Origin of the sequence: Burkholderia sp. SIMBA_051 (genome assembly GCF_046534915.1) — a bacterium.
In the GTDB taxonomy this organism is placed as follows: domain Bacteria; phylum Pseudomonadota; class Gammaproteobacteria; order Burkholderiales; family Burkholderiaceae; genus Burkholderia; species Burkholderia ambifaria.
In genome coordinates this window covers 1-21099 of record NZ_JAWRXS010000010.1, presented here as the reverse complement: position 1 = coordinate 21099, position 21099 = coordinate 1, and the positions used below count along the sequence as shown (strand labels likewise).

The following is a 21099-nucleotide window of genomic DNA, read 5'->3' as shown; positions in this document are numbered from 1 at the left end:
CGACCAGCCGGCCCGCAGCCGGCTACCCGCCGCGCGACGCGCAGCGGGTTGCTGCCATCAAACGCTGAAGCGGTTCAGCGTATACGCACGATAGGCCGCGACGAACGCGTCGAATGATCCGGCCTCCTTCGCTTCCAGCTCGGCCTGCTCGGCCAGCGACTTCGCCGCGAGCGCCTGCTCGGCGCGCATCGTCTCCGCCGACGGCGGGTTCGCACGGAAATGCGCGGCATGCGCTTCGCTGCGCGCGAGCGCGAACGCGAGGAACGACTGCCCGTTCTCGCGCATCTCGCGCAGCACGCGCGCCGACGGCGTGCGCTCCGGATCGGCCAGCTTCTCGCGCTGCGCGGCGATCGCACGCGCATGCTCGTCGCCGCCGCGGATCTCGTCGAGACGGCGCCCGACGGTTTCGATATCGGTCATCAGGTCGTCGGCCCATGCCTGCAGCGTGACCGGCTGGCCGTCGCGCATCAGCGTGAGCCCCGGCTTGCGCCCGTCCATCGTCACGCTGGCGAAGTTCGCATTCGCTTCCTTGTACGCGTCGCAGTCGAGCGCGGGGCTCTCGTCGAGCGCGCACGCGAGCAGGAACGCGTCGATGAAGCGGGCGGTCTCGAGCGCGATGCCGGTCGGCTCGAACGGATCGATGTCGAGGCAGCGCACTTCGATGTACTGCACGCCGCGCGACGCGAGCGCATGCAGCGGACGCTCGCCCGAATACGTGATGCGCTTCGGACGGATCGTCGAATAGAACTCGTTCTCGATCTGCAACACGTTCGTGTTGATCTGGATCCATTCGCCGTCGCGATGCGTGCCGATCGCCTCGTACGGCGGATACGGCTCGCTCACGGCCGTCGACAGCGCGTCGAGATAGCCGGACAGCGTGTTGTAGTCGACATGCAGCGCGGCCTGCGCGGTCGTGTTCGAGTAACCGAGGTCGCTCATCCGCAGGCTCGTCGCATACGGCCGGTACAGCGTGTCGGCATCGAACGCGTCGAGCTTGTGCGGCTTGCCACGCAGGAATTTCGTGTCGAGCGCGGGCGATGCGCCGAACAGGTACATCAGCAGCCAGCTGCGACGGCGGAAGTTGCGGATCTGCGCGAGATAGCGCTCCGATTGATAGTCGACGAGCGTGGCCGTCGAGCCTTCGTCCGCATGCAGGCGCCGCCACACCTCCTCGTGCAGCGAGTAGTTGTAGTGGATGCCGGCGATGCACTGCATCGTGCGGCCGTAGCGATGCGCGAGGCCGCGGCGGTACACCGTCTTCAGGCGGCCGATGTTCGACGTGCCGTAGTCGGCGATCGGGATTTCATCGTCGGCCGGCAACAGGCCCGGCATCGATTCGTTCCACAGCATCTCGTCGCCGAGCGACGCATACACGTAGCGGTGCAGATCGTCGAGACGTTCGAGCGTGAGCGACGCGTCGGGTTCCGCCGGCGTGATCAGTTCGATCAGCGCTTCGGAATAGTCGGTCGTCAAGGACGGATGCGTGAGGGCCGAGCCCAGCGCGCGCGGATGCGGCGTAAACGCGATCATCCCGTCGCGCGTCACGCGCAGGCTTTCCTTTTCGATGCCGCGCAGGCCGTCGGGCAGATGCTGCCGCGTCGGGCCCGAGCTCAGCGCTTCGAGACGATTCAGCAGCAGTTCGGACTGGCGGTGAGTCATGGTGTTCGACATGGAGGCGCAAGGGCGTGACGGACGCGCGCGGAACGCCGCGCGCGGCCGGCTGGATTATTGGTCGCTTCGTTGGTAGCGGGCACTTTAACATCTCGCCGAAACACGCGCTTGAGGTGGCTCCGGGCGGTGCGCGCCTCCCGCAGCGGGCCGCCGGGCGGGCCGGTGGCGACGATTGCCGCATGCGCATGCGACGGCCGTCGGCACCGCCGGACGCGGCGATCACGTGAAATTCGTCGGATGGAATGCGAACGGCTTGAATGACTCGGACGGTGCGCGCAGCGGCGCCGACAGGTGCAACCCGTGCCGCCGAATGCGCCGGGCGATATCGTCGACGCCCGGTCGACCGTACGCCGGCGGCGACAGGCAGACAGGCGGCAGAGCGGCTTGATCGCCGTCAGCCGGCGCAACCGTGAGGACGACCGACCGATCGCTGCCGGACCCGGGCCCGCCCCGGCTTGCATCGCGGCGTTGCCCGCTCGCCGCCGGCGGGCAGGCCTACGCGAGCATCATCCGCCCCGCGCGCCGCTAGCCCGGTCCGCCACGTCGTTCCACAGATGAAGCGCCGCATACGCGCGCCACGGCCGCCAGCCTTCGGTACGGTGCTTCTGGCTCGCGAGCCGGTCGAGCGACGGATCGCGCGCCGCGATCGACTGCATCAGCACGAGATCCGACGCCGGCCACGCGTCGGGGTCGCGCCACGCACGCATCGCGATGTATTCGACGGTCCACGGGCCGATGCCGGGCAGATCGAGCCACGCGCGGCGCAAGGTTCCGAGGTCGGCCTGCGCGGGATCGAGCGGCACGTGGCCGGCCGCCACCGCGCGCGCCATGCCCGTCAGCGCCGCGGCTCGCTTGCCGGGCATGCCGATCTTCTCCAGATCGCACGAGGCGAGCGCGTCCGGCGTCGGGAAACGCCAGGCCGGCGCGCCATCCGGCGCCGGCATGTCGTCGTCGTGCACGACGCGCTCGCCGGCCCGCTGGACGAGCCGGCCGACGATCGTCGTCGCCGCCTTCACGCTCACCTGCTGGCCGACGATCGCGCGCACCGCGAGCTCGAACCCCGACCAGGCGCCCGGCACGCGCAGCCCCGGCGCGGCCTCGACGAGCGGCGCGAACCACGGGTCGCGGGCGAGCCCTCCGCCGATCGCGGCCGGATCGGCGCCGAGATCGAACATCGATGCGACGCGGCGCGCGAATGCGTCGTCGACATGGCGCGCGGCCGCCCCTTCGACCGTCGCGATCAGGCAATGCCGGCGCGGATGCTTCGTCACCGTGAGGCGGCCCGCGTCGCCGTTCAGATCGACGATGCGGCGATACACGCCGTCGACGACCTGTTCGACACCCGGAATCGCACGTCCGCTGAAGAAGCGCAGCACGCGCGCCCAGTCGTACGGCGCCTTGAAGCGCAGTTCCATCTGCGCGGACGGCGGCACCTGGCCGCCGTTCGCGATCGACGTAATCGTGGTTGTTTCGATGCTCAAACTACGTTGCCCTCCGCAACGGCTTCGGTTTCATCGTCGCGCACGTGGCGCGCCTCGGACGCGAGCAGCGTCGCCTTGCGGCGCACGCCCCAGCGATATCCGGCAAGCGCGCCGCCCTTCTGCACGACACGATGGCACGGAATCGCGAGCGCGACCGGGTTCGACGCGCAGGCCGATGCGACGGCGCGCACCGCACGCGGCGAACCGAGCGCCTCGGCGATCTCCGAGTAGCTGCGCGTTTCGCCGTACGGGATATGCGTCAGTGCTTCCCAGACGCGCTGCTGGAACGCGGTCGGCGCAATGTCGAGCGGCAGGTCGAACGCGTGCCGCGTGCCGTCGAGGTACGCGCGGATCTGCGCGACGAACGGCGCGAGCCGCGATGGCGCTTCGACCAGCTCGGCGCGCGCGAACGCGTCCTTCAGTTCATCGACGAGCGGCGCCGGTTCGTCGCCGAACGCGATCCGGCAGATGCCCTGTTCGGTCGCGGCGACGAGCACCGTGCCGAGCGGCGTCGACGCGGTCGCATAGTCGATCCGCAGGCCGGCGCCCTGGCGACGGAACGCGGACGGCGCCATCCCCAGCTCGCGCGGCACCGATGCGTAGAGCCGCGACGGTGAATTGAAACCCGCGTCGACGGCCGCCTGCGTCACCGGCTGCCCGCTTTGCAGCGCCTCGCGCAGCGCGGCGCCGCGCTGCGCGGCCTGGTACTGCCGCGGCGACACGCCGACCACGCGCTTGAACAGCCGCTGCAGGTGGAACGGGCTCACGTGCACGGCATCGCTCAGCTGCTGCAGCGTGAGCCGCTCCGGATGCGCGTCCAGCACCGCGCATGCTCGATTGACGATGTCGAGCTCGCGCGGCAGCCCTTCCGGCTGGCAGCGCTTGCACGGGCGAAAGCCTGCCGCGCGCGCCGCGGCCGGATCGGCGAAGAAGGACACATGCTCGCGCCGCGGCAGCCGCGACGCGCAGCTCGGGCGGCAGAACACGCCGGTCGTGCGCACGCCATAGAAGAACGCGCCGTCCGCATGCGGATCGCGGGCGGTCACGGCGCCCCAGCGGGCATCGTCGGTCGGATAGGCGGTTTTCATCTGAACCTCGCACTCTCTAGTGTAGATGGTGCCTACTCTAGACATCGGCATGGGCCGTCGCGCCCTGAATCTTGCTCTGTGATTCGCATTGACAAAACCGGGGACGCATCCAAATCGATCAATCGGACGAAAAGCCGCGCGGATGCTGCCCGAACGCCGCTTTCGTCATCTTCCCGTCACCCTTTTGCTGCAGTGCGGATGCGACAAATCGCCGTCCTGACCATTTTTTACACTCGGAATATTGCAACGCACCATCGCCGTGTGTATAGTTGGAACTGTCTCCTCCATGTCTCCTCCTGATATGGATTAAGCCCGTTCCGCTCTGCGTGAACGGGCTTTTTTTCGTCCGTCGATCGGTGACGCGCTCCGGCATCCCGCGCCGGCGGTCTACACTCGGGGCACGCCATCCATGAAGGAGTGCCTGCTCATGAAACCGACCATCCGCGCGATCGATCACGTCGTGCTGCGCGTGATCGACATGGCTGCGATGACGCGCTTTTACTGCGACGCCGTCGGCTGCCACGTGGAGAAGGAGCAACCCGACCTGGGCCTCGTGCAGCTGCGCGCCGGCGACGCGCTGATCGACCTGCTGTCGGTCGGCGGCCCGATCGACCGTCCCGACAGCGGCCCGCCCGGCACCGGCCGCAATCTCGACCATCTATGCCTGCGCGTCGAGCCGTTCGACCCCGACGCGCTGATCGAGCATTTCGCCGCGCACGGCGCGCGCCCCGGCGCCCCCGCCGAACGCTACGGCGCCGGCGGTTACGGGCCGTCGATCTATCTGTTCGATCCCGAAGGGAACATGCTGGAATTCAAGGGGCCGCCCGCCGCGATCGGCTGAGCGCCGGCCGTCACGCGCCGGCGCGCGCCTTCAGCACGGTCCATTCGACTGCAACCGGATCGTGGTCGGCGCTCGAGATCCATGCGGCGCCGTCCTGCACCGTGCATTGCAGACGCATCGTGCGCTCGGCGAGGCGCCCGAGCGCGGCCGCGACGCCGTCGGCCAGCGACAGCACCTGCACGTTGCGCAGCCGCTCCACCTTGCTGCGCACGCCCTGCCACCAGATGTCCGACGCCTTGCCGCCATATGCGATGACGGTGACCTGCCCGGCGCGGCCGGCCGCCTTCGAGATGCGCCGTTCGTCGGGCTGGCCGGCCTCGATCCAGACGTCGATCGCGCCCGTCAGGTCCTTTTGCCACAGATCGGGCTCGTCGACGTCCGACAGCCCCTTGGAGAATTCGAGACGCTCGTGCGCGAACAGCGCGAACGCGACGATGCGCACCATCATTCGTTCGTCGGTTTCCGACGGGTGACGGGCGACCGTCAGTGCGTGATCGGCGTAGTAGTGCCGATCCATGTCGGCGATTTGCAGCTCGGCTTTGTAGATCGTGGATTTCAGCGCCATGCGGATACGGCCCGGGCGGGCATTCGGTTCGGTGGGTCGTGATGATACCGAATGCACGCGGCCCGGCACGCGACGGGCGCTCCACAGCACGACGGCCCGGCATCGGCCGGGCCGCGTTTTGGCCGCGCCGCCGGCGCATCAGGCCGGCGCGCGGGGGGCGCGAGAGGCGCGCGTGCGGTTACTGCTTGACGAAGCGCGAATCGGTCCAGAGACCTTGCTGATCGCTGTTGTCGGCGCTGACGAACTGAACGTCGCCCTGGTCGACCGACACCACGCGGAAGCGCTGGCCTTCCGGCACCGACAGGCAACGGAAGTCGTCGAAGTACTGCTGCTTCGCCTGCGACTTGCCGTCACGCTCGTGGTTCAGTACGGAGTCCAGATTGTCTTTCGACAGACAACCCCATGCATTCTTCGTCAGCTGGATTTCCTGCTTCGGCTGGACAGCCGCATCGCCGCCTGCCTGGGCGATCGACACCATGGAAAATGCGCCGACAAGGGCAACAAGGACACCGGTTCGCTTCATCATGTTTTTTGTCTCCAGGCTTGCGGGCACCAGGCTGGGTTAGCTATGTGTTTAAAGGTGATCGTGAACCCGCGTTTTTCACTTTAGAAGACCGGTGAGCGATAGCAAGCACATTTGTTGTGCGGTCGCAATAGCGGCGAATTGTCGCACCCTGCGCGCAGCCACTTTTTCACATGTCGCGCATGGACGGCGATGTCCCCCGCCTCGCGGAATGGTGCGCATCCCCGAGCGCAAAGCGTTGCGGAACAAGGCTTTCAGCAAAGTTACAACGAGCCGATTGAACGGTTTGGATAATTCATTTCGATATCCGGATTATTTTGGTGCGCCGCACACAAAGTCATCCGAAACGATATGAATTTACCGCAGTGCGGGATCGCATTTACCTGATACAAGAAAAATGCCAGGTATAAGCGCCTTCGTATTAACCCGTATTTTCCCGAGCGGTTCGGGCGCCCGCGGCAGCGGGGGCCGCGGGGTTTTCACCATGTTTTTTTACCCGGCGTTATTCAGTCTGATTGCGGGCGCTCGAAATAATCGCGCTGGAAAATACACATGCGATATGCGTTGTGATACGCGCCATTGCCGAAAAATTCTTCCTTCAATTCGGCCTCGTGCTGGAATCCGCATTTCTCGTACACGTGGATGGCCGCCGCATTCGACGTATCGACAATCAGGTACAGCTTGCGCATGTTCAGCACCTTGAACGCGTATTCGATCGCAAGGCGCGTCGCCTGCCCGGCATAGCCGCGCCCCTGGCGTTGGGGCGCGATGATGATCTGAAACTCGCCGCGACGATGGATGTAGTCGAGCTCGATCAGCTCGACGAGGCCGACCATTTCGTCCTGCGGATCGACCGCGACGAAGCGGCGCTCGCGCTGGTCGTGCACGTGACGGTCATATAGTTGCGACAGCTCGGAGAAGGTTTCGTATGGTTCCTCGAACCAGTAGCGCATGATCTTCGCGTCGTTGTTCAGTTCGTGAACGAAGCGCAGGTCCTGGCGCTCCAGCGGCCGCAGTGCAAGCGTGTGCTTGTCGTTCTGGAGTTGCATGTTGGTGTCCTTTTTGATGCCCGCGCGTGCGTGAAAACACCCGTGAGGCGCTCCCTCGAACAGGGGTATTCCACGCTGCAAGAAGTTGACCGCGGGCGAAGTTCAGAGCCTAGAATGGGAGCAAGGGTTCCTGCCACCGCAAGGAGGCTATCGTGATCGAGCAAGTCATACTCGGCATCTTCCTCGTGCTGCCACTCGTGATCGTGGCTGCGCTGTTCTCCGACGAACTGTGGCAGGAACATCGGCGCCAGCATCCGCGCGACGAAAACGCACCGCATATCGACTGGAAGCATCCGTGGCGCCGCGTGCGGCGCGGGCACTGAGTCGATCGCCGTCCCCGCAGTGCAGCCGTCCGGGCGGGTCGCCCCGAACGGCGCAGCCTTCCGCTACGAACCGATTCCCGCTCAACCAGCGAGACGCCGACGTGAACGACAAACCCGCTCTCCCCCCGCACGATATCCCCGGCGAAGCGATCGACCTGCAGATCGCCGACGTGCTGGCCGCCGTCCGCTACCCCGCGAACAAGGATGCGATCGTCGACGCCGCGCGCGATGCGGGCGCGAGCAACGAAGTGCTGTCGATGCTCGACGGCCTGCCCGAACAGGACTACGCGGACGTCAATGCCGTCACGCGCTGGGTCGCCGGCAACTTCGGCCCCGGCCTCGGTGTTTGAGCGCACGCCAATAACGAGATAGGATCGGGCCGCACCGATCGCATCGCGGCCGGATGCACGCCGCCCGGCGCCAAGACCGGGCGTTTCCGCACGAGCGCCCGGGGGAGTCCATGGAAGGTATCCTGATCCAGCATACGACGCGTCGTCAGCTGTGGTTCGGCGCGCTCACGGCACTCGTGATCGTGCTCGCGCTCGGGATCGCCGCGCCACACGCGAACGTCGCGCTGCCGGCCGTCGAGCCGTTCATGCCGATGTGCGCGCTGACCGTGTTCACCACCGCGAGCATCGCCGCATTCTTCCTTGGCGCGCAGTTCACCGTGACGCGCCAGCCCGTGCTCGGCGCGCTCGGCGGCGCCTATGCATTCACCGCGCTCGCCGTCGCGCTGCAGCTGCTGACCTTCCCCGGCGTGTTCGCGCCGCATGGGCTGTTCGGCGCACAACCGCAAAGCGCCGCGTGGATGTGGATCTTCTGGCACGCGGGCTTCCCTGGTTTCGTCATGGTCGCGCTGCTCGCGCGTGCTCGGCTGGCGCGCGCGCCGATCGGCGCCCGGCAGACGCGCTGGTGGACGCTCGCGCTGGTCGGCGGGCCCGCTGTCGCCGCCGGCGTGCTGTGCCTATTCGCGCTGAACGTGTCGCTGCCGCCTGCGTTTCGTCCGCCGGGCAACGCGGCCGTGCTGCCCGTCAACGGTGTCGCGCTCGTCGTGTGGATGCTCAATGCGCTGGCGCTCGTCGCGGTGCTGGTCTCCGGCCGGCTACGTACGACCCTCGACCTCTGGCTCGCGATCGCGGTGCTCGCGTGCCTGACCGATACGACGCTGAACCTGTTGAGTACCCATCGGTTCACGATCGGCTGGTATCTCGCGCGCGTGTTCAGCATGTTCACGCCGGGCATACTCGTGTGCGTGCTCGCCTGGGAAGTGACGATGCTGTATCAGCGCCTGTTCGAGGCGCACACGATGCTCATCCGTTCGTCCGCACGCGACGGCCTGACGGGCGCGTTCAACCGCAGCCACTTCAACGATCACTTTCACACGCTGTTCCTGCAGGCGCGGCGACAGGGCGAACCGCTGTCGCTGCTGATGGTCGATGTCGATCACTTCAAGGCATACAACGACGCATTCGGTCACGTGAAGGGCGATGCGTGCCTGATCGCGGTCGCGAATGCGCTGGCCGGCGCCGTGCGGCGGCCGGCGGATATCGTCGCGCGCTACGGCGGCGAGGAGTTTGCGATCGTGCTGCCGAACACCGGCGCGCGCGGTGCGCGGCTCGTCGCCGAGGAAGCGCGCGAAGCCGTGCTGCGGCTCGATCTCGCGATGCCTTCGTCGCCGGCGGGACGCGTGAGCGTCAGCGTCGGCTGCGCGACCGTGTCGGCCGACGAGCTGTCGACGCCCGATGCGTTGATCGAAGCGGCCGATGCCGCGCTGTACCGCGCGAAGGATGGGGGGAGAAACCGCGTCGTCGCGGCGTGAAATCGTCTGCGGATTCGGGATTTGTTACGGTCATTGTGACCGGAATAATCCGCCGTTACCGAATCCGGCACGGGGATACGATCGCTTACACGCCGTGTTGAGCGCGCTCGCTATGCTCGGTTCATCTCGAATCCGAGCAGGTGACCGCGATGAAAAAAACCCTTTTACTGATTGCCGGTGTGGCCGTGCTGTTGAGCGGCTGCATCGTGGTGCCGGATGGCGGCGGGTATTACGGTGGTGGCGGGTATTACCATCATCATCGGCATTGGGATTGATGACGGGTGCGGGTTCGGATGCGTCGGCATGCAGCTGTAGCGAGCAGCGTCGACGGTCCGGGCTGCAACCCGATCAAGCCGACTTGATCGGCTCCGCATGCATCAGAAATACCTGTACCTATAGCGCAGCAAGCGTTTCGCCATGAAGACGTTCGAGCCGCGCATCCTTGCTCCCGTCCTTGACGGGATTACAGGTCGAACAGGGAATGTCCGCACTCTCGGGCTGACATGAGAGCATGCGCTCACTTCCCGATACAGAACCGGCTAAAGATAACCCCCAGTAGATCATCGGAAGTGAATTCCCCGGTAATCGCATTGAGCTGTTCCTGCGCGAGCCGCAGCTCCTCCGCGAACAGATCGAGCGACTGCGCCCGTTGCTCCGCATGATCCGCCGCCTGCGCAAGATGCTCCTGCGCGGCCCGCAGCGCGATCAGATGCCGCTCGCGCGCGAGATACACCCCTTCGGCCCCTGCCTGCCACCCGGCGATCCGCAGCAGCTCCGTGCGCAACATGTCGATCCCGTCGCCGCGCTTCGCCGACAGATGGACCTCGGTCAGATCGCCTTCCGCCGCCGGATGCTCGACGCACGCCGGCACGCCGGTCAGGTCCGTCTTGTTCAGCACGCGCACCACCGGCACGCCGCCCGGAAACCGCGCGGCGATCACCTCGTCGTCCGCCGTCATCCCCGTGCGCGAATCGAGCAGATGCAGCACGACGTCCGCGCGCTCGATCTCGCTCCAGGTGCGCGCGATCCCGATCCGCTCGACTTCGTCCTCCGTCTCGCGCAGCCCGGCCGTATCGATGATGTGCAGCGGAATTCCCTCGACCTGGATCGTCTGCGCGACCTTGTCGCGCGTCGTGCCCGCGATCGGCGTGACGATCGCCAGCTCCGCGCCGGCGAGCGCATTCAGCAGCGACGACTTGCCGACGTTAGGCTGCCCCGCCAGCACGACCGACAGCCCCTCCCGCAGCAGCGCACCCTGCCGCGCGTCGCCGAGCACGTGCGCGAGCTGCTCGCGGATCTTCGCGAGCTTGCCGCGCGCATCGGCCGCTTCCAGGAAGTCGATTTCCTCTTCCGGGAAATCGAGCGTCGCCTCGACCAGCATCCGCAGCGTGATCACGTCCTCGACCAACGCATGAATCTGCCGCGAGAACGCGCCATCGAGCGAGCGCCCGGCCGAGCGCGCCGCCGCTTCGGTGCTCGCCTCGATCAGGTCGGCGACTGCCTCGGCCTGCGCGAGATCGAGCTTGTCGTTCAGGAACGCGCGCCGCGTGAACTCGCCCGGCTGCGCGAGCCGCAGCCCGAAGCCGCGCCCTGCATCCAGGCAGCGCTGCAGCAGCAACTGCATCACGATCGGCCCGCCATGCCCCTGCAGTTCCAGCACGTGCTCGCCGGTGTACGAATGCGGCGCGGGGAAATACAGCGCGATCCCGCGGTCCAGCGGCGCGCCGTGCTCGTCGACGAACGGCACGTAGCTCGCATGGCGCGGCGCGAGCCGCTGCCCGCACAACGCGTCGATCAGCGGCAGCGCGGCCGCCTCGCCGCCGCGCCCGAACGACACGCGGACGACGCCAATGCCGCCCCGGCCGGCAGCAGTGGCAATGGCGACGATCGGATCGGAGTCGGTAGCGAGCATGGGAATCGGACGAATCGGGTAAGCAGACAATGAATGGTGCGCCCGCACAACAGTCGGGCATCGGGACGCCGGCATTGTAGCGCGCCGGCCCGCACGCCACCGGACACCACGCCGGCTTCGAACTCGGCCGAATTTATCCCGACAGAGCTAAGTCGAGTATCAATTCCGGCCCGCCCCATACTGTCCGTTTCGGACGAATATGCCTGTCGGAGTGGCTCGACGCTGGGGCCCTCAAATCCGCCGCACATGCCGTCGCAGGTTGGGATTCATCCGAACAGGCTATGTTTATCTTATACAGTTGTCTGAAACGCGTCGGCGGAATTGCACAATCACCCCCATGCCGACACCCGAAGAAAAAGCAGCGTTCTCGGAACGCCTGAAATTCGCCTTGCGGCGCAGCCCGGAGAAGATCACCGGTGCGACGGAACTGGCGAACCGGTTCAATCTGCGTCACCGCGGTGCGCAGCCGGTTTCGCCGCAAACCGCGCACAAATGGCTGACGGGCCGCACGATTCCAACGCCGGACAAACTCGAAACGCTCGCCAGCTGGTTGCGCGTGGAATTGCACTGGTTGCACTACGGCCCGTCGCCGAGCGTGATCGAGCACACGACGCCGCAACCGCTGCCGCGCGACGAGCGCTATCCGCCGACGCCCGAGACGATCGAACTCGCGTCGAAGATCGAGGCGCTCCCGCCGCATCAGCGTTACCTCGTTCAGGAACTGATCGAGCAGTTCTACGGCGGCGAACCGAAAATCGAAGCGAAGAAGGCCTGAACGGCAGCTACCGACGTACGCGCACGCCAACGCGCCATCGCGCCGCCACGCCACCTGCCGGAAACGAAAAAGCCGCACGGATCGCTCCATGCGGCTTTTTTACGTGCATCGCGGGCGGCTGGCCGCCCGCGTGTGCCACGAGCGTCAGGCCGGCTTCTTCTTGACTCCGCCGAGCTTGCGCGTGATGTAGTACTGCTGCGCGATCGACAGCACGTTGTTCACGACGTAGTACAGCACCAGGCCGGCCGGGAAGAAGAAGAACATCACCGAGAACGCGATCGGCATGAACTTCATCATCTTCGCCTGGACCGGGTCCGGCGGCGTCGGGTTCAGGCTCGTCTGCACGAACATCGAGACGGCCATCAGCACCGGCAGGATGAAGAACGGATCGCGCTGCGACAGGTCGTGAATCCACAGAATCCACGGCGCGCCGCGCATTTCGACCGATGCGAGCAGCACCCAGTACAGCGAGATGAACACCGGGATCTGGATCACGACCGGCAGGCAGCCGCCGAACGGATTGACCTTCTCGGTCTTGTACAGCTCCATCAGCGCGGCGTTCATCTTCTGCGGGTCGCTCTTGAAGCGTTCGCGCAGCGCCTGCATGCGCGGCGTGATTTCCTTCATGCGCGCCATCGACTTGTAGCTCGCGGCCGACAGCGGGAAGAACACGGCCTTGATCAGCACCGTCAGCAGCACGATCGCCCAGCCCCAGTTGCCGACGAAGCCGTGGATCTTCTCGAGCAGCCAGAACAGCGGCTTCGCGATGATCGTCACCCAGCCGTAGTCCTTCACGAGTTCCAGGCCCGGCGCGATGCCTTCGAGCATGCGCTCTTCTTCCGGACCGGCGAACAGGCGTGCCTGCACGTCGACCGACTGGCCCGGAGCAATCGCGGCGACCGGCTGCTTCACGCCGACGCGATACAGCGCCGGATCGATCTTTTCAGCGTAGATGTCGCGCTTCGCGCCCTGCTGCGGAATCCAGGCCGACGCGAAGTAGTGCTGCACCATCGCGACCCAGCCGTTGTCGGCCGCCTTCTCGAAGTTCGCCTTGTTCTTGTCGAGATCGCTGAAATCGATCTTCTGGAAGTGCTTCGCGTCCGTGTAGACCGCCGGCCCGAGGAACGTATGCGAGAACATCGGCGTTTCGACGGCCGTGTTGTCGCGCACCAGTTCCATGTAGACCGTCGGCGTGACCGGTGCCGTGCCGACGTTGTCGATCTTGGTGTCGACGCCGATCACGTAGCTGCCGCGCGTGAACGTGTAGGTCTTCACGACCTTCACGCCGCCCTTCACCGGCGATTCGAACGACAGCTTCAGCGCGTTCTGGTCGCCCGTCAGCGACGTCGGGCCCGCATTGACCTGCGTGTAGACGTCGTTGTGGTTCGGGAAGTCGCCGCCGAGCAGGCCCGTGCGCGCGAGGTACGTGTGGCCGGCCGTGTGGTCGAACAGCGTGATGTAGAGGTCGGGCTGCTTGCCGTCGCCCTGCTTCTTCAGCGTCAGCTTCGCGAGCGTGCCGCCGCGTGTGTCGATTTCGCCGTCATAGACGTCGGTCGAGAACTTCACGAGCTGCGCCTGCGCGGCCGGTGCCGTCGTCGACGGTGCGGTGCCCGCCGCGGCGGCAGGCACTTCACCTGCGGTCGTCGTCGTCGCGCCCGTGCCCGATGCGCCGCCGGCAGCGGCGGGGGCCGTCTGCGTGGCGCTCGGGAAGAACATCGACGGGCGTCCATGGGAGCGCTGCCAGTTGTCGTACAGCATGACAGCTGACATGAAGAAGATCACCCATAGGACGGTGCGTTTGATATCCATGCGTTGTCTCAGAGTCGATGGGACCGCGCGTCGGCTTCGCCGCGAGCGCGAGTGTCGGAGTTGGGCGGCGGGACGAGGTCGATGCCGCCCGCGGAAAACGGATGGCATCGGCACACGCGCCTGACGGCGAGATACGTGCCGCGCGCGGCGCCATGATACTGGATTGCCTCGCGCGCGTAATCCGAACAGGAAGGATAAAAACGGCAACGGTTGCCGAGCATAGGGCTCACGGCAACCTTGTAGAAGCGCAGCAAGGCGATCAATACCGTTTCCATACCTTGGGCGGCGCCGTTCGACGCCGCGTCAAAACCGGCCGGGCAGGCGCGAACGCCGCACCGGGCACGGATGCGTCACTCGGACGCGGGCTTCGACGCCCGGCGCGCGATTTCCCGGACTGCCCTGTCGAGCAGTTCGCGGATTTCGGCCGCGCACATCGCCTCGAGCGGGGCGGAAGCCGCGCTCGGCAGCGCTTTCTTGTCGAAGCGCGTGTGCTGCCGCAGCAGCAGGTCGTAACCGGCGAATTCGGCCCGGCGCAAGCGAAACGCATCGCGCGCCAGCCGCTTCACGAGGTTACGTGTTACTGCACGCGGCGCATACTTCTTGCCGACGACGAGCCCCAGACGGGCAGGCTGACCGGTCGGCTTGCCGTAGATCACGAAGTGCGCGGAACGCCGCCAGGGGCGCAAACGAAAAACGGATGAAAATTCATCCGTTTTCAGAAGTCGCGCAGCTTTCGGGAAGGCGGCTTTCGTCTGCGACGGATTCGCACCCGGCTCGACGGCACCTTCCGCAGGACTGCGGACGGCGGACACAGCGCGCAACCTGCCTTAGATGGCGAGGCGCTTGCGGCCCTTCGCGCGGCGAGCGTTGATGACCTTGCGGCCACCTGCCGTCTTCATGCGGACACGGAAGCCATGGGTGCGCTTGCGGCGCGTCACGGACGGTTGGTAAGTACGTTTCATGATGTTCTCACTTGTTCGAGAATGTCGAAATTCAGGGGACCGCGTGCCCTTAACCGGAGGCATTCGGGCGAACGCAATCGCCGGGAATACAGGATTGGTTTTCGCGGAACCCGCTATTTAAACCGTTTTTCTCTTGGCGGTCAATACTTTACGAGTCGTCCGCCTGTGCCGCCCCCGGCCGATCCGGCCCTGAGGCCCACAACCCCAGCCTGTGGATAAGTCCCGCTGTGGCCGCGTTTGGCGTTAGAATCTCGCCTTATCTCCAAGAATCCCGCACGCCGCTTCGGCCCGCGCCTGCCCCTCCACACTGTGACGCAGGCGTCCGACGCACGCTCGCACGACCGCTTCGGGCCTTGTTGCGCTACCGCGACAAGGGCGCCGGCGAGCCGCGCTGTGCATGCAAAAAACGACAGCTACTTGATGAACGATTTCTGGCAACACTGTTCCGCACTGCTGGAGCGCGAGCTGACGCCCCAGCAGTACGTGACGTGGATCAAACCCTTGGCCCCGGTGGCCTTCGATGCGTCGGCGAACACGCTGTCCATCGCCGCGCCGAACCGCTTCAAGCTGGACTGGGTCAAGAGCCAGTTTTCGGGCCGGATCTCCGATCTGGCCCGGGATTTCTGGAATGCGCCGATCGAAGTCCAGTTCGTCCTCGATCCGAAAGCCGGCATGCGCAGCGCCGCCGCGCACGCCGCGCCGGCCGCCCAACGCGCGCCGCTGACGCCGAACGGCCCCGCCGCGACGGTCGCCGCGATCGCCGCCAATCTGGCCGCGAATGCCGGTGCAGCGCCCAGCGCGCCGGCCGACGTGCCGATGACGGCGTCGGCAGCCGCCGCGCACCACCTGAACGCCGACGACGCCGACATCGACCTGCCGAGCCTGCCCGCGCACGAAGCGGCCGCCGGGCGCCGCACCTGGCGCCCGGGCCCCGGCGCCGCGCCCGCGAACGGCGGTGAAGCCGATTCGATGTACGAACGTTCGAAGCTGAACCCGGTGCTCACGTTCGACAACTTCGTGACCGGTAAAGCGAACCAGCTCGCACGCGCCGCCGCGATCCAGGTCGCGGACAACCCCGGCATCTCGTACAACCCGCTGTTCCTGTACGGCGGCGTCGGCCTCGGCAAGACCCACCTGATCCACGCGATCGGCAACCAGCTGCTGCTCGACAAGGCCGGCGCGCGGATCCGCTACATCCACGCCGAGCAATACGTGTCCGACGTGGTGAAGGCATACCAGCGCAAGGCGTTCGACGACTTCAAGCGCTACTACCACTCGCTCGACCTGCTGCTGATCGACGATATCCAGTTCTTCTCCGGCAAGTCGCGCACGCAAGAGGAATTCTTCTACGCGTTCGAGGCGCTCGTCGCGAACAAGGCGCAGGTGATCATCACCAGCGACACGTATCCGAAGGAGATCTCGGGCATCGACGATCGCCTGATCTCGCGCTTCGACTCCGGCCTCACCGTCGCGATCGAGCCGCCCGAGCTCGAGATGCGCGTCGCGATCCTGATGCGCAAGGCGCAGTCGGAAGGCGTGAACCTGTCGGAAGACGTCGCGTTCTTCGTCGCGAAGCACCTGCGCTCGAACGTGCGCGAACTCGAAGGCGCGCTGCGCAAGATCCTCGCGTATTCGAAGTTCCACGGCCGCGAGATCTCGATCGAGCTGACCAAGGAAGCGCTGAAGGACCTGCTGACCGTGCAGAACCGGCAGATTTCGGTCGAGAACATCCAGAAGACCGTCGCCGACTTCTACAACATCAAGGTCGCCGACATGTATTCGAAGAAGCGCCCCGCGAACATCGCGCGGCCGCGGCAGATCGCGATGTACCTGGCGAAGGAACTCACGCAGAAGAGCCTGCCCGAGATCGGCGAGCTGTTCGGCGGGCGCGACCACACCACCGTGCTGCACGCCGTGCGCAAGATCGCCGACGAGCGCAGCAAGGACGCGCAGCTCAACCACGAGCTGCACGTGCTGGAACAGACGCTGAAGGGCTGAGCGCGCGGCGCGCTTGATAATTCGGCATCCGCCCCAAATTAAGGGGGGCGGTTCGGTTTTGAGGCACAATACAGGTTTGACCGCCCCGGCGGCGGCCGGCCAAGAGCCCGGCTGGCGGGGCGCTGCGTGGCTGCTGCGCTGCAGGCCGTTACTCAACGAAGGAACTCTATGCAACTGGTCAAGACCGAACGAGACACACTCCTCAGGCCGCTGCAAACGGTCAGCGGCATCGTCGAACGCCGCCATACGTTGCCGATCCTCGCCAACCTGCTGATCACCAAGAACGGCCCGGACGTTTCTTTCCTGTCGACCGACCTGGAGCTGCAGATCACCACGCGCGCCGATTTCGGCGTCGGCGGCGACCAGGTGGCCACCACCGTCGCGGCCCGCAAGCTGCTCGACATCCTGCGCGCGATGCCTGACGGCCAGGTCACGCTGTCGCTCGCCGACAAGCGCCTCACCGTTCAATCGGGCAAGAGCCGCTTCGCACTGCAGACGCTCGCGGCCGACGAGTTCCCGACCGTCGCGCAGGCGAAGGATTTCGGCGCGACGCTGACCGTCCCGCAGAAGTCGTTCCGCCAGCTGCTCGGCATGGTGCACTTCGCGATGGCGCAGCAGGACATCCGCTACTACCTGAACGGCATGCTGCTCGTCGTCGACGGCGACCAGCTGATGGCCGTGGCCACCGACGGCCACCGCCTCGCGTTCTCGTCGATGAAGCTCGAAGGCGGCACGTTCGGCCGTCAGGAAGTGATCGTGCCGCGCAAGACGATTCTCGAGCTGCAGCGCCTGCTCGAAGATATCGACGACACCGTCACCATCGACATCGCGCAAACCCAGGCCAAGTTCACGTTCGGCCAGGTCGAGCTCGTGTCGAAGCTGGTCGAGGGCAAGTTCCCCGACTTCCAGCGCGTGATCCCGAAGGCGCACAAGAACACGTTCGAGATTGGCCGTGAAGAGCTGCAGCGTTCGCTGCAACGCGCGGCGATCCTGACGTCCGACAAATTCAAGGGCGTGCGCTGCATCATCGCGCCGGGCCAGCTGAAGATCATGTCGACCAACGCCGATCAGGAAGAGGCGCAGGAAGAACTGGAAATCGCGTACCAGGGCGATACCGTCGACATCGGCTTCAACGTCACGTATCTGCTCGACGTGCTCGCGAACCTGAAGGTCGACACCGTGCAGGTGAGCCTCGGCGACGCCAGCTCGAGCGCGCTGATCACCGTGCCCGAGAACGAAGAGTTCAAGTATGTCGTGATGCCGATGCGCATCTGACGCGCTCGACATCGCAACACACACCAGGGGGCGGCAAGCCCCTTTGGCGTTTTTATGGCGAACCGACAACCCGTCCCTTTGGTGCCTTTTCGGCACCTCGGACGGGCCAGGAAACTGGAGCGGCCCGGCCTGGGCGGCCCCGCGCTTTCTCGCTGAAACGCACCGCGCCGCCACGAGAGTGGCCTCGCAGAACCGGAAGATATCCATGAGTGAACAGCACAATTCGCAACCCGATAACAGCAGCTACGGCGCCTCGTCGATCCAGATCCTCGAAGGTCTGGAAGCGGTGCGCAAGCGCCCCGGGATGTACATCGGCGACACGTCGGATGGCACCGGTCTGCACCACCTCGTGTTCGAGGTGCTCGACAACTCGATCGACGAAGCGCTGGCCGGGTACTGCAACGACATCCACGTGACGATTCACGCCGACAACTCGATTTCCGTGACCGACAACGGCCGCGGGATTCCGACCGACGTGAAGATGAACGACAAGCACGAGCCGAAGCGCAGCGCCGCCGAGATCGTGATGACCGAGCTGCACGCCGGCGGCAAGTTCGACCAGAACAGCTACAAGGTGTCCGGCGGCCTGCACGGCGTGGGCGTGTCGTGCGTGAACGCGCTCTCGAGCTGGCTGCGCCTCACCGTGCGTCGCAACGGCAAGAAGCATTTCATGGAGTTCCATCGCGGCGTCGCGCAGGAGCGCGTGCTCGAGCAGGTGGACGGCGTGGAAGTGTCGCCGATGCTGGTGACCGGCGACACCGAGAACCGCGGCACCGAAGTGCATTTCATGGCCGATCCGACGATCTTCGGCACCGTTGAATACCACTACGACATCCTCGCAAAGCGGATGCGCGAGCTTTCGTTCCTGAACAACGGCGTGCGGATTCGTCTCACCGACCTGCGTTCGGGCAAGGAAGACGATTTCGCGTTCGCCGGCGGTGTGAAGGGTTTCGTCGAGTACATCAACAAGACGAAGACCAACCTGCACCCGACTATTTTCCACGCCAACGGCGAGAAGGATGGCGTGGGCGTCGAAGTCGCGATGCAGTGGAACGACAGCTACAACGAGAACGTGCTGTGCTTCACGAACAACATTCCGCAGCGCGACGGCGGCACGCACCTGACCGGCCTGCGGGCCGCGATGACGCGCGTCATCAACAAGTACATCACCGATAACGAAATCGCGAAGAAGGCGAAGGTCGAGACGACCGGCGACGACATGCGCGAAGGGTTGTCGTGCGTGCTTTCCGTGAAGGTGCCGGAGCCGAAGTTCAGCTCGCAGACGAAGGACAAGCTGGTGTCGTCCGAAGTGCGGGCGCCGGTTGAAGAAGTCGTCGCGAAGGCGCTGGAAGAGTTCCTGCTCGAAACGCCGCTCGATGCGAAGATCATCTGCGGGAAGATCGTCGAAGCCGCGCGTGCGCGCGATGCGGCACGCAAGGCGCGTGAGATGACGCGCCGCAAGGGCGTGCTCGACGGCGTCGGCCTGCCGGGCAAGCTCGCGGACTGCCAGGAGAAAGACCCGGCGAAGTGCGAAATCTACATCGTCGAGGGCGACTCGGCAGGCGGCTCGGCCAAGCAAGGGCGCGACCGTAAGTTCCAGGCAATCCTGCCGCTGCGCGGCAAGGTGCTGAACGTCGAGAAGGCGCGCTACGACAAGCTGCTGTCGTCGGAACAGATCGTCACGCTCGTGACCGCGCTTGGGTGCGGGATCGGCAAGGACGATTACAACCTCGACAAGCTGCGCTATCACCGCATCATCATCATGACCGACGCGGACGTCGACGGTGCGCACATCCGCACGCTGCTGCTCACGTTCCTCTATCGCCAGATGCCGGACATGATCGAGCGCGGGTATGTGTATATCGCGCAGCCGCCGCTTTACAAGATCAAGGCAGGCAAGGACGAGCGGTATCTGAAGGACGATACGGAGCTGAACGCGCATATGCTGCGGTTGGCGCTGCAGGGGTCGGAGCTGGTGCCTGGCGAGAATGCGGCGGCGATTTCCGGCGATGCGCTCGGGGAGTTGGCGCGGTCGTACCTGCTGTCGAAGAGCGTGATCGAGCGGTTGAGCCGGTTGTATGACCCGGCCGCGCTCGAGGCGGTCATGGATGGGGTTGCGATCGACCTCTCCAATGAGGCTTCGACGGAGGCTTCCGCGAAGGCGCTGCATGCGGCGTTGCATGATGACGCGCTCAAGAACGACGTGCGTGTTGTGCCTTCGTATGACCCGGTTCGTGAGCAACGGTCGCTGCATGTCGAGCGGACGCATCACGGGAATGTGCGGGTTTCGGTCATCGACCAGGAATTCCAGCACACGGCGGATTATCAGCAACTTGTGACTACTGCGGATACGTTCAAGGGGCTCATTGGGGAAGGTGCGGTCATCAAGCGCGGTGAGCGCAGTATGGCTGTGAGCGACTTCAAGAGTGCGATGAAGTGGTTGCTGGCGGATGCAGAGCGGAACGTGTCGAAGCAGCGGTATAAGGGGCTGGGGGAGATGAACCCCGGGCAGCTGTGGGAAACGACGATGGATCCGGCGGTGCGAAGACTGCTGCGGGTGCAGATCGAGGATGCGATTGCGGCGGACGGGATCTTTACTACCCTCATGGGGGATGAGGTCGAGCCGCGGCGAGCGTTTATTGAGAGCAATGCGTTGCGGGCGGGGAATATTGATGTTTGATTCCCTTTCGTAAATAGGACGGGAAAGTGCCATAGGCCGCACAATTCTCCAATTGTGCAGCTAATAAGTTATCGCGCCCTCGTATGGGCTCGGTGACCACATATCTATCTCATCTGCGAACTCTTGATCCGTAGGTCGGGCGTTCGGACCAATCCCGCCGCGCCAAATAAATCAAGAACTTAGTCCACCCTCGCGGTGGACTTTTTGCTTTCTGGTCGTTGACCGTTGCAACTCTGTTGCCCCAAATTTCACGAGCCTATCCGAACCTTTGTGTGTGAGGCATAAACTGATGGCCAAGGAGCCACTTTATGCCACGCAAACGCAAGGA

20 protein-coding genes are annotated in these 21099 nt (G+C 65.3%); 9 read left to right on the top strand and 11 right to left on the bottom strand.

The annotated features are described in order from the left end of the window. Positions 1-57 precede the first annotated feature (57 nt). From gshA to ada, 3 genes are all read right to left on the bottom strand, one after another. Positions 58-1671 (bottom strand): glutamate--cysteine ligase, encoded by a 1614-nt coding sequence (gene gshA, locus SB771_RS23820; protein ID WP_175661960.1) that lies wholly within the window; start codon positions 1669-1671, stop codon positions 58-60. 506 nt (positions 1672-2177) lie between these two features. Beyond that, positions 2178-3152, bottom strand: a complete 975-nt coding sequence (locus SB771_RS23815; protein ID WP_175661959.1) for a DNA-3-methyladenine glycosylase family protein — start codon at positions 3150-3152, stop codon at positions 2178-2180. Further along, entirely contained in the window at positions 3149-4240 is a 1092-nt protein-coding gene (gene ada, locus SB771_RS23810; protein ID WP_041491298.1) for a bifunctional DNA-binding transcriptional regulator/O6-methylguanine-DNA methyltransferase Ada, read from the bottom strand. The genes SB771_RS23815 and ada overlap by 4 nt, the downstream gene beginning before the upstream one ends. 427 nt (positions 4241-4667) lie before the next feature. Here ada and SB771_RS23805 point away from each other — a divergent pair, with 427 nt between their 5' ends. Next, positions 4668-5081 (top strand): VOC family protein, encoded by a 414-nt coding sequence (locus SB771_RS23805; protein WP_175661958.1) that lies wholly within the window; start codon positions 4668-4670, stop codon positions 5079-5081. 10 nt (positions 5082-5091) lie between these two features. Here the strand turns inward: SB771_RS23805 and SB771_RS23800 are convergent, their stop codons facing one another. From SB771_RS23800 to speG, 3 genes are all read right to left on the bottom strand, one after another. Next, positions 5092-5646 (bottom strand): YaeQ family protein, encoded by a 555-nt coding sequence (locus SB771_RS23800; RefSeq protein WP_006750100.1) that lies wholly within the window; start codon positions 5644-5646, stop codon positions 5092-5094. Positions 5647-5824: 178 nt separating this feature from the next. Further along, a complete protein-coding gene (gene sap1, locus SB771_RS23795; protein ID WP_175661957.1) occupies positions 5825-6172 on the bottom strand; it encodes a surface attachment protein Sap1 in 348 nt (115 codons plus the stop codon). A gap of 503 nt (positions 6173-6675) precedes the next feature. Further along, on the bottom strand, positions 6676-7218 hold the full coding sequence (speG, locus tag SB771_RS23790) for a spermidine N1-acetyltransferase (protein ID WP_006750102.1): 543 nt from the start codon (positions 7216-7218) through the stop codon (positions 6676-6678). Positions 7219-7370: 152 nt separating this feature from the next. Here speG and SB771_RS23785 point away from each other — a divergent pair, with 152 nt between their 5' ends. The 4 genes from SB771_RS23785 to SB771_RS23770 all read left to right on the top strand — a co-directional run bounded on the left by SB771_RS23785 (position 7371) and on the right by SB771_RS23770 (position 9635). Continuing rightward, positions 7371-7541, top strand: a complete 171-nt coding sequence (locus tag SB771_RS23785; protein WP_006489933.1) for a hypothetical protein — start codon at positions 7371-7373, stop codon at positions 7539-7541. Positions 7542-7642: 101 nt separating this feature from the next. Beyond that, positions 7643-7891, top strand: coding sequence for a DUF2795 domain-containing protein (locus tag SB771_RS23780; RefSeq protein ID WP_041491299.1), 249 nt, complete (start codon positions 7643-7645; stop codon positions 7889-7891). 110 nt (positions 7892-8001) lie between these two features. Beyond that, complete coding sequence (locus tag SB771_RS23775) at positions 8002-9360, top strand: sensor domain-containing diguanylate cyclase (RefSeq protein ID WP_105834829.1); 1359 nt, start codon at positions 8002-8004, stop codon at positions 9358-9360. A gap of 149 nt (positions 9361-9509) precedes the next feature. Beyond that, positions 9510-9635, top strand: coding sequence for a hypothetical protein (locus SB771_RS23770; protein WP_006750105.1), 126 nt, complete (start codon positions 9510-9512; stop codon positions 9633-9635). Between the two features lie 242 nt (positions 9636-9877). Here the strand turns inward: SB771_RS23770 and mnmE are convergent, their stop codons facing one another. Continuing rightward, positions 9878-11272, bottom strand: a complete 1395-nt coding sequence (gene mnmE, locus SB771_RS23765; RefSeq protein WP_175661956.1) for a tRNA uridine-5-carboxymethylaminomethyl(34) synthesis GTPase MnmE — start codon at positions 11270-11272, stop codon at positions 9878-9880. Positions 11273-11609: 337 nt separating this feature from the next. Here mnmE and SB771_RS23760 point away from each other — a divergent pair, with 337 nt between their 5' ends. Further along, positions 11610-12047, top strand: a complete 438-nt coding sequence (locus tag SB771_RS23760) for a helix-turn-helix domain-containing protein (RefSeq protein ID WP_006750108.1) — start codon at positions 11610-11612, stop codon at positions 12045-12047. 144 nt (positions 12048-12191) lie between these two features. On the opposite strand, the gene yidC is transcribed toward SB771_RS23760, so the two are convergent. The 4 genes from yidC to rpmH all read right to left on the bottom strand — a co-directional run bounded on the left by yidC (position 12192) and on the right by rpmH (position 14818). Then, complete coding sequence (gene yidC, locus SB771_RS23755; RefSeq protein WP_175661955.1) at positions 12192-13856, bottom strand: membrane protein insertase YidC; 1665 nt, start codon at positions 13854-13856, stop codon at positions 12192-12194. Between the two features lie 8 nt (positions 13857-13864). Next, complete coding sequence (gene yidD, locus SB771_RS23750; RefSeq protein ID WP_006750110.1) at positions 13865-14131, bottom strand: membrane protein insertion efficiency factor YidD; 267 nt, start codon at positions 14129-14131, stop codon at positions 13865-13867. 75 nt (positions 14132-14206) lie between these two features. Next, on the bottom strand, positions 14207-14668 hold the full coding sequence (rnpA, locus tag SB771_RS23745) for a ribonuclease P protein component (RefSeq protein ID WP_175661954.1): 462 nt from the start codon (positions 14666-14668) through the stop codon (positions 14207-14209). Positions 14669-14683: 15 nt separating this feature from the next. Further along, positions 14684-14818, bottom strand: a complete 135-nt coding sequence (rpmH, locus tag SB771_RS23740; RefSeq protein WP_004198824.1) for a 50S ribosomal protein L34 — start codon at positions 14816-14818, stop codon at positions 14684-14686. Positions 14819-15238: 420 nt separating this feature from the next. Between rpmH and dnaA the strand changes: the two genes are divergently transcribed. The 3 genes from dnaA to gyrB all read left to right on the top strand — a co-directional run bounded on the left by dnaA (position 15239) and on the right by gyrB (position 20771). Then, positions 15239-16816: a chromosomal replication initiator protein DnaA gene (gene dnaA / locus SB771_RS23735; RefSeq protein WP_011655544.1), complete on the top strand. Its 1578-nt coding sequence runs from the start codon at positions 15239-15241 to the stop codon at positions 16814-16816. 168 nt (positions 16817-16984) lie between these two features. Continuing rightward, positions 16985-18091 (top strand): DNA polymerase III subunit beta, encoded by a 1107-nt coding sequence (gene dnaN, locus SB771_RS23730; protein ID WP_006750113.1) that lies wholly within the window; start codon positions 16985-16987, stop codon positions 18089-18091. A 205-nt stretch (positions 18092-18296) separates the two neighbouring features. Then, positions 18297-20771 carry a DNA topoisomerase (ATP-hydrolyzing) subunit B gene (gyrB, locus tag SB771_RS23725; protein WP_175661953.1) on the top strand — a complete coding sequence of 825 codons (2475 nt, stop codon included), beginning with the start codon at positions 18297-18299 and terminating at the stop codon, positions 20769-20771. The last annotated feature ends 328 nt before the right edge of the window (positions 20772-21099 follow it).